Source organism: Vibrio sp. 779(2023) (genome assembly GCF_033344285.1).
Classification (GTDB): Bacteria; Pseudomonadota; Gammaproteobacteria; order Enterobacterales; family Vibrionaceae; genus Vibrio; species Vibrio alginolyticus.
Genome location: NZ_JAWPOM010000083.1, coordinates 1 through 1,509 on the forward strand (window position 1 = coordinate 1; position 1,509 = coordinate 1,509).

A 1,509-nucleotide genomic window follows, 5' to 3' on the forward strand; every position below is an offset into this window, starting at 1 on the left:
AAAAGAGACCCATGAGTCCATTTTTGTCATTTGACCGTGCCGAGTGGGCAGAACTGCGTAATTCTGTTCCGATGACACTCTCTGAAGACGATCTAAAGGCGCTTCAAGGCATAAATGAAAACCTCACTATGGAGGAAGCGGTAGAGATCTACCTTCCTTTGTCTCGTCTACTCAATTTATATGTACAGGCTCGCCAAAGTCGCAACTCTGTTCTTCAGCAGTTTCTAAATACCGAGGAACACGCTCCGCCATTTGTTATTGGCATTGCAGGTAGTGTGGCTGTTGGAAAAAGTACAACAGCACGCATTCTTAAAGCACTGCTTTCTCGTTGGGAAAATCATCCCAAAGTTGCCTTAGTTACAACGGATGGCTTTCTGTATCCCAAAAAGGTTCTGGAAGAGCGCGGTATCATGCATCGCAAGGGTTTTCCCGAATCTTACGACATCAAACGCTTGGTAGAATTTGTTTCTGATGTAAAGGCGGGCAAGCCAAATCTTGAAGTACCCGTTTACTCACACATCACATACGACATTACTGATGAGCTAAAAAAAGTCGACCGACCTGACGTGCTTATTATTGAAGGCTTAAACGTATTACAAAGCGGTATGGACTACCCACATGATCCACATCGAGTATTTGTATCTGATTTTCTTGATTTCTCAATTTATGTTGATGCGGAAAGTGAAACGATAGAGCAGTGGTATGTCGAGAGATTTTTGAAGTTTCGCCGCGGAGCTTTTACTAAACCAGGCTCCTACTTCAGCCACTATACGCAACTGTCGGTCGATGAAGCGAAAAGTAAAGCGAAAGAAATTTGGCGCAATATTAATGGACTCAATCTGGAATTGAACATTCTTCCAACCAGAGAAAGAGCCCATTTGATCCTCCACAAAGGTGCTAACCACCTTGTCGACAAAGTATCGCTAAGAAAGTAAAGGGGCTCAGTCCCCTTTTCTCAACGAAATTTCTCCGCCAATGTAGGTTTCCAAACCATTTTCAGTTTTGAGCACCACCCCACCCTGTTGGTCGATACCTTGTACCACTCCGTGTATTTCTCTCGGTCCCATAAGAAGCTTAACCGGTCGGCCGATAAAGTTGTCCAAACGATTCCAACGTTCAACAAAACCACCCAGTCCAGTCAGTTCATATTCTTCTAGCGCGGCTTTCCAATGATCGATAAGACGTATCGCCAATTGAGTTCTATCGATACTAACTTCATTGGAAATTTGGTTGAGTGTTGTCCAAGGTTGATCAATACCGGGCTGCACATCAGGCATGCCAATATTTAATCCCATTCCAATCACTAAGTGAGCTGCGCCTCCTGCTTGACCAGACATCTCAACCAAAATACCGGCGAGCTTTTTGTCTTGATAATAAATATCGTTGGGCCACTTCAATTTCACACCTTGAATACCCATACTTTCTATGGCTTCAACAGCGGCAATACCGACAACCAAACTGAATCCCATCGCTGCCGCCATGCCCGCATCCAAACGCCAGTACATAGAC

General features: G+C 44.5%; 2 protein-coding genes. One reads left to right on the top strand and one right to left on the bottom strand.

Going from position 1 to position 1,509, the window contains the following annotated elements:
- Positions 1-11: 11 nt before the first annotated feature.
- Entirely contained in the window at positions 12-935 is a 924-nt protein-coding gene (coaA, locus tag R8O70_RS25065; protein WP_015297458.1) for a type I pantothenate kinase, read from the top strand.
- A gap of 6 nt (positions 936-941) precedes the next feature.
- Here the strand turns inward: coaA and R8O70_RS25070 are convergent.
- A partial coding sequence (locus R8O70_RS25070; RefSeq protein WP_318184444.1) for a biotin--[acetyl-CoA-carboxylase] ligase occupies positions 942-1,509 on the bottom strand: 568 nt, incomplete at its 5' end.